Here is a 6,360-nt window from a genome sequence, read left to right as displayed (position 1 = left end):
GGCCCCGTCCGCCCCGCCGGCCGGCGACCGGGAACAGCCCGAGGACAGGATCCGGTGAGCCGCCAGGGGCACCCGGGACACGGCCCTCGCGAGCCGGTCACGCGCGGCGCGCCGGCCGTGCCGGGATCGATCCGCCGGACCATCGTGACGGATGCGGAGGGCGGACGCTCGCCGGGCGGAGTTCTGGCCCTGCGCGGCTCGGCCCGGGACCTGCACGTCGGCCCGGCCGGCGGCGCGACCGTCGTCGACACCGCCACGACCGACCTGGTGATCGATCGGTCGGCGGGCGCCCCGGTGGTCGCCGAGCTCGTCACGATGCCCGCCCGGCCCGGCGCCGGGGTCCTCGTCGGCGGGCCCGCGCAGTCCGGGTTCCGGGCCGCCCTGGCCGCCGCGCTGCCCGAGGAGCAGGCGACCGGGTCCCTGCTGTACCGGCTGCTCGACGACGTCCCGGGCATGATGATCATCTCGGGCTACGCCCGGGCTGTCGAGCCGCCTGTCGATGTGGCCGCGGGCGGGGGCCGCACACCGCCCGCGAACGTCTGCTCCGGGTGGCGTTCCGACGGCACGATGATGGTGGCCATCCGCCGCGACGGCGGACTGCCGCCGATGTCGGGTCCCGCCGCACCGGATCTCGCGGCCGACGGCCCGGGGGCCTGGCACCCGCATCGCACGCAGCAGCCCGGCGAAGTACGCCGCGTCCGGCGCACGGACGTCGTCACCGCTGGTGCGGTGGTCCGCGTCGAGGCGATGTTCCGGGACACCTACCGGGACACCGCGGGCGCCGAGTCGGTCGTCCACGAGTACCGGCTCGAGGTGCAGGTCGACCGGGCCGACCGACGGATCCGTACCGTGCGGGCCGAGCCGAGGGTGCTCCCGTGGACCGAGTGCCCGATCGCCGCCGCGAGCGCCGAGCGGCTGGTGGGTCTCGAGATCGACCTCGTCCCGCGGGTGGTGCGGGCCGGCTTCGCGGGGACGAGCACCTGCACCCACCTGAACGACGCGCTCCGTGCGCTGGCCGACGTGCCCGCCCTGCTCGCCCATCTGGAACGACCCGCGGCGCCCGGGTTGTAGAGCACCCTCCCGAAAGCCGCCCCGAGAAGGAGGACGATGCACCTCGATGTGGTCCTGCCGCCCCGCACCCCCGGCGTCGCCGGCCGCGAGGCGGAACTCGCCGAGCACCGGGGATTCGGTGCGCTCTGGGCGAGCGAGGTCCGGTCCGATCCCTTCCTGACCCTCGGGGTCGCGGCGGGGACGACCCGCCGGATCGAGCTCGGCACCGCGATCGCCGTGGCCTTCGCCCGCAACCCGATGTCGACCGCCGCCGTGGCCGACGACCTCCAGGCGCTGTCCGGCGGCAGGCTGCTGCTCGGGCTGGGCACCCAGGTCCGGGCACACGTGACCCGCCGGTTCTCGATGCCCTGGTCGCGACCGGCGGCACGGATGCGCGAGTACGTCCTCGCCCTGCGCGCGATCTGGTCCGCCTGGCACGACGAGACGCCGCTGGACTTCGCGGGCGAGTTCTACACCCACACCCTCATGACGCCGGTGTTCGTCCCCGAACCGCACGGGCACGGTGCCCCGCCCGTCTTCGTGGCCGGCGTGGGGAAGGCGATGACCCGGGTCGCGGGCGAGGTGGCGGACGGCTTCGTGTGCCACGGGTTCACCACCGGGAAGTACCTCCGGGAGATCACGTTGCCCGCGCTCGCCCGCGGGCGAGCCGAGCCCGGTGCTCCCGCGTCGAGCCCCGTGGTGGTCGGCGGCCCCATGATCGCGACCGGCCGGGACGACGCGGAGATCGCCGCGGCGATCCGGCGGGTCCGCGGGCAGGTCGCCTTCTACGCGTCGACGCCGGCGTACCGGCCGGTGCTCGACCTGCACGGCTGGGGCGACCTCGGGACCGAGCTGCACGCGCTGACCAGGGCGGGTCGGTGGACAGAGCTCCCGGGCCTGATCTCGGACGACGTGTTCGACGAGTTCGCCGTCGCCGGCCCGCCCGCACAGGTGGGCTCGGAGATGCACGCCCGCTTCGCGGGTGTGGTGGACCGGGTCTCGCTCTCCCTCGACGCGGACGCCGCGCCCGAGCTGTTCGAGGAGATCGCCGACGCGTTCCGGTCGACCGGGGAGGAGCGCACGTGAACGACGTTCTGCGCATCGAGGACACCGGCGCGGTCCGCACCCTCACGCTGCACCGCCCGCAGGCGAGAAACGCCCTGGACGGCGAACTGGTGTCGGCCCTCTTCCGGGCGCTGGAGGAGGCCGACGCCGACGGAGAGGTCCGCGCGATCGTCCTGACCGGCACCGATCCCGCATTCTGCGCCGGGGTCGACCTGAAGCAGGCGGCGGCGGAGGGCATCGCGTACTTCCGTCGGTTCGAGGAGGAGAACTGCGTGGCCCGGGTCGCCGAGTGCCGGACACCGGTGGTGTGTGCGGTCAACGGGCACGCGTTCACCGGAGGGCTCGAGATCGTCCTCGGGTGCGATGTGGTGCTCGCCTCCGACCGGGCCGTGTTCGCCGACACCCACGTCCGGGTCGGCGTCCTGCCCGGCGGCGGGCTGACCGCCCGTCTGCCGCAGCTGGTCGGACCGGCGTGGGCCCGCCGGATGTCGATGACCGGGGAGATCGTCGACGCCCGCCTCGCCGAACGGATCGGGCTGGTGACCGAGATCGTCCAGCACGAGGACCTCCTGCGTCGCGCAGGGGAGATCGCCGCGGCCGTCGCCGAGGTGCCCGCCCCGGCCATGACCGCGCTCAAGCGGATCTACACCGAGGGCAACGCGAGCATCATCGACCGGGCGCTGGCGATCGAGTCGTCGATCGCATCCCGCGCGAGCGACCCGGGGGGTGTGGAGAACCGGTACCGCGATGTCGCCGAACGGAACCGCGAGCGAGTTGCGTCCCGGTCGCGCGGAGGGGTCACTCCGCGACCGAGGGAAGCAGATCTGAACAGTGCGTCAGAATAACACCCTTTAGTCCACTTAAGACTCCCATCGTTGGCGCGTCCTGGTTGAGTCCCAGGCTCGCTACATTCGCCCGTTCGGCGACTTGGATTGCTATTATCCCAGTTCATAGACTTGTACGCGACGGCTGTCGACGGTGCACGATGATCGCGGTACGGTCTTCGCATCGGTTCCGACTTCGGCACCGAAGGTGACACGACTGTCGGAGGACTGGTGACGGCGACGATTCCACCGGGTGCGGTGCAGGGCGAGGTTCGGCTGCTGATCGACGGTGATCTCGGTGAGGCGGTCTCGGGGCGGCGGTATGACAACGTGAACCCGGCCACCGAGCAGGTTCTCGGTCGGACCGCCGATGCCGGAGCCGAGGACATGGACCGGGCGATCGCCGCCGCGCGGAGGGCGTTCGACGAGACCGAGTGGTCGACTGATCGGGAGTTGCGCAAGCGGTGCCTCTCGCAGCTGCAGACGGCGCTGGAGGACGAGAAGGAGGCACTGCGGGCGGAGCTCGTCGCCGAGGCAGGTGCTCCGGTGGCGGTGACGCACATCGCGCAGCTGGAGTGGCCCTTGACCGATGGTCTGCGTGCGCCGATGGCGCTGATCGACTCCTTCGCCTGGGAGCGCGAGCTGCCCGACACGAACCTGATCGGGCCGAGCCACCGGGCGGTGTGGAAGGAGCCGGTGGGCGTCGTGGCCGCGATCGTGCCGTGGAACTTCCCGTTCGAGGTGACGATCAACAAGCTCGGCCCGGCGCTGGCCGCCGGGAACACCGTCGTGCTCAAGCCTGCGCCGGACACTCCGTGGAACGCCACCCGTATCGGCCGGATCGTCGCAGAGCTCACCGATTTCCCGGCCGGCGTGGTGAACGTCGTGCCGACGTCGGACGACGCGGTGGCCCAGCTGCTGGTGACCGATCCACGGGTGGACATGGTGTCGTTCACCGGATCGACCGGCGTCGGCCGGCGCATCGTGGAACTCGCGGCTCCGACGATGAAGCGGACGCTACTGGAGCTGGGTGGTAAGTCCGCGATGCTCGTGCTCGACGACGCCGATCTGGCCGCCGTCCTCCCCCAGGCCGGTATGGGTGCGTGCATGCACGCCGGGCAGGGATGTGCGTTGACCACGCGGGTCCTGTTGCCCCGGGCCACCTACGAGCAGGGCGTGGAGATTCTCGCGGAGGTCTTCGCCCGGTTGCCCTACGGTGACCCGGCCGACCCGCAGAACATCTCCGGCCCGCAGATCAACGCCCGCCAACGCGACCGTGTGCTCGGCTACATCGACAAGGGGCGCGACGAGGGCGCACGGGTCGTCGTCGGGGGTGGGCGGCCCGCCCACCTGTCAGCAGGCTACTTCGTCGAACCGACCCTGCTCTCCGACGTGCACAACAGCATGGCGGTGGCCCGCGAGGAGATCTTCGGCCCGGTTCTCACGGTGCTCCCCTACGACGACGACGCGCACGCCGTCCGAATCGCCAACGACAGCTCGTACGGCTTGTCCGGGGCGGTCTTCTCGGCCTCACTGGATCGCGGCCTTGCGACGGCACGGCAGATCCGGACGGGGAGCATCAACGTGAACGGTGGGTTGTTCTACGGCTCGGATGCGCCCTACGGCGGATACAAGCAGAGCGGCTTGGGGCGCCAGGGCGGGCTCGAGGGCTTCGAACAACATCTGCAGACCAAGACCGTCGGCTATTCCGGCTGACCCCACATCCTCGAGAGGTACGTCATGTCAGGTCGTCTGGACGGCAAGGTCGCGTTCGTCACCGGTGCCGCGCGCGGTCAGGGCCGCAGCCACGCGGTGCGGCTCGCGCAGGAGGGGGCCGACATCATCGCGGTCGACATCTGCGAACAGATCGAGTCCAACCCGTACCCGCTGGCCACCGAAGCCGATCTGGCCGAGACCGCGGTGCTGGTGGAGAAGCTCGACCGGCGCATCGTCACCCGCAAGGCCGACGTGCGGGAACGGCACCAGCTGCAGGAGGCCGTGCACACCGGCATCACGGAGCTGGGCCGCCTCGACGTCGTCGTGGCCAACGCCGGCATTCTTCCCATGGCGATGGGGGCCCCGGACCCGATGGACTTCGTCGACGCCACCGATGTCGACCTGATCGGGGTGATGAACGCCGTCGCGGTGTCGGTACCGCACCTGCCGCAGCTCGGATCGATCGTCGTGACCGGGTCGACCGCGGCGATGCTGCCCAACACGACCGACAACCCCGCGATGGGCCCTGGCAGCGCCGGCTACGGCTGGGCGAAGCGGACCCTCGTGAGCTATGTCGAACAGATGGCGTTGCACCTCGCTCCTAGGTTCGTCCGTGTCAACGCGGTACACCCGACGAACGTCGACACCCATCTGCTGCACAACAACGGTCTTTACGGCATGTTCCGTCCCGACCTCGAGCACCCGACCCGGGAGGACGTCGAACCCGCGTTCACGACGTTCCAGGCCATGCCGATCCCGTATGTCGAACCGGTCGACATCTCCAACATGGTCCTGTTCCTCGCTTCGGACGAGGCTCGGTACGTGACCGGGCAACAGATCCGCGTCGATGCCGGCTCGCTGCTGAAGTTCCCGCAGGGCCCCGGCAGCTGAGCCGACGCGACACCTGCAGTCACGGTCGTAGGCGGGCCACCAGTGCGGTTTGCCCGTCGGAGGAGGAACGGTGAACGGTTCGGAAGTCGCGCAGCTGGTTCTGCGGGCAGTGGTGGGCAGCACGATGATCGCGCACGGCGTACACCACGCCAGAACCCTGAGCGGCACGGCGGGGTGGTTCGAGTCCATCGGGTTCCGTCGGCCGCGCGAGCAGGCAATGGCGAGCGCAGTCGTGGAGGTCGGCTCCGGTGGCGCGCTCCTGCTGGGTGCGGCGACGCCTCTCGCGGCCTCGGCGGTGGTCGGAACGATGGCCGTGGCGGCGCGTGCGGTGCATGCCGAAAACGGATTCTTCATCACGTCCGAGGGTTACGAGTACGTCGTGATGGTGAGCGCGGCGTCGCTGGCGCTCGGTGCACTGGGCAGTGGGCCGGTCAGTGTCGACCGGCTTCTCGGGGTGCCGGACCGCATGACGGGCTCGACCCGCGCCGTGCTGGTACTCGCGCTGGGGCTGGGGGCGGCAGCGTCGCAGTTGGCCGCGTTCTGGCGCAGGCCCGGTCCCCGGGAGGCGGAGTGAGTACGTCCCTGGCTTTTCGGAGCCGGGTGGTTCCGGTGCAGGAGCGTGCGTTGGTGATGGCGATCGTGAACCGGACTCCGGATTCGTTCTATGACCGTGGCGCGACGTTCGATGAGGGGGCGGCGTTGGGCGCGGTGGATGCGGCGGTGTCGGAGGGCGCGGACATCGTCGATATCGGTGGGGTGAAGGCGGGTCCGGGGCAGCTGGTCGATGTCGATGAGGAGTTGCGGCGTGTGGTGC

7 protein-coding genes are annotated in these 6,360 nt (G+C 71.0%); all 7 read left to right on the top strand.

Annotated elements, in window-relative coordinates; translation table 11 throughout:
- The first annotated feature begins 144 nt into the window (after positions 1 to 144).
- Complete coding sequence (locus I4I78_RS34010) at positions 145 to 1,071, top strand: DUF2889 domain-containing protein (RefSeq protein WP_218614603.1); 927 nt, start codon at positions 145 to 147, stop codon at positions 1,069 to 1,071.
- 36 nt (positions 1,072 to 1,107) lie between these two features.
- Positions 1,108 to 2,136, top strand: coding sequence for a TIGR03617 family F420-dependent LLM class oxidoreductase (locus tag I4I78_RS28535; RefSeq protein WP_218614602.1), 1,029 nt, complete (start codon positions 1,108 to 1,110; stop codon positions 2,134 to 2,136).
- The gene (locus tag I4I78_RS28530; protein WP_218614601.1) at positions 2,133 to 2,960 is read left to right on the top strand and encodes an enoyl-CoA hydratase; all 828 of its coding nucleotides are present in this window, start codon (positions 2,133 to 2,135) and stop codon (positions 2,958 to 2,960) included. Before I4I78_RS28535 ends, I4I78_RS28530 begins: the two co-directional genes overlap by 4 nt.
- Before the next feature lie 210 nt (positions 2,961 to 3,170).
- Positions 3,171 to 4,655, top strand: coding sequence for an aldehyde dehydrogenase family protein (locus I4I78_RS28525; RefSeq protein WP_308252421.1), 1,485 nt, complete (start codon positions 3,171 to 3,173; stop codon positions 4,653 to 4,655).
- 24 nt (positions 4,656 to 4,679) lie between these two features.
- Positions 4,680 to 5,546 carry a mycofactocin-coupled SDR family oxidoreductase gene (locus I4I78_RS28520; protein ID WP_218614600.1) on the top strand — a complete coding sequence of 289 codons (867 nt, stop codon included), beginning with the start codon at positions 4,680 to 4,682 and terminating at the stop codon, positions 5,544 to 5,546.
- 70 nt (positions 5,547 to 5,616) lie between these two features.
- Positions 5,617 to 6,120: a DoxX family protein gene (locus I4I78_RS28515; RefSeq protein WP_218614599.1), complete on the top strand. Its 504-nt coding sequence runs from the start codon at positions 5,617 to 5,619 to the stop codon at positions 6,118 to 6,120.
- Positions 6,121 to 6,176: 56 nt separating this feature from the next.
- A partial coding sequence (locus tag I4I78_RS28510) for a dihydropteroate synthase (protein ID WP_218614604.1) occupies positions 6,177 to 6,360 on the top strand: 184 nt, incomplete at its 3' end.

The sequence above is a fragment of the Pseudonocardia sp. KRD291 genome (assembly GCF_019263595.1).
GTDB lineage: Bacteria > Actinomycetota > Actinomycetes > Mycobacteriales > Pseudonocardiaceae > Pseudonocardia.
The sequence above is the reverse complement of the archived record's forward strand: the minus strand, read 5'-3'. Positions and strand labels throughout refer to the sequence as shown.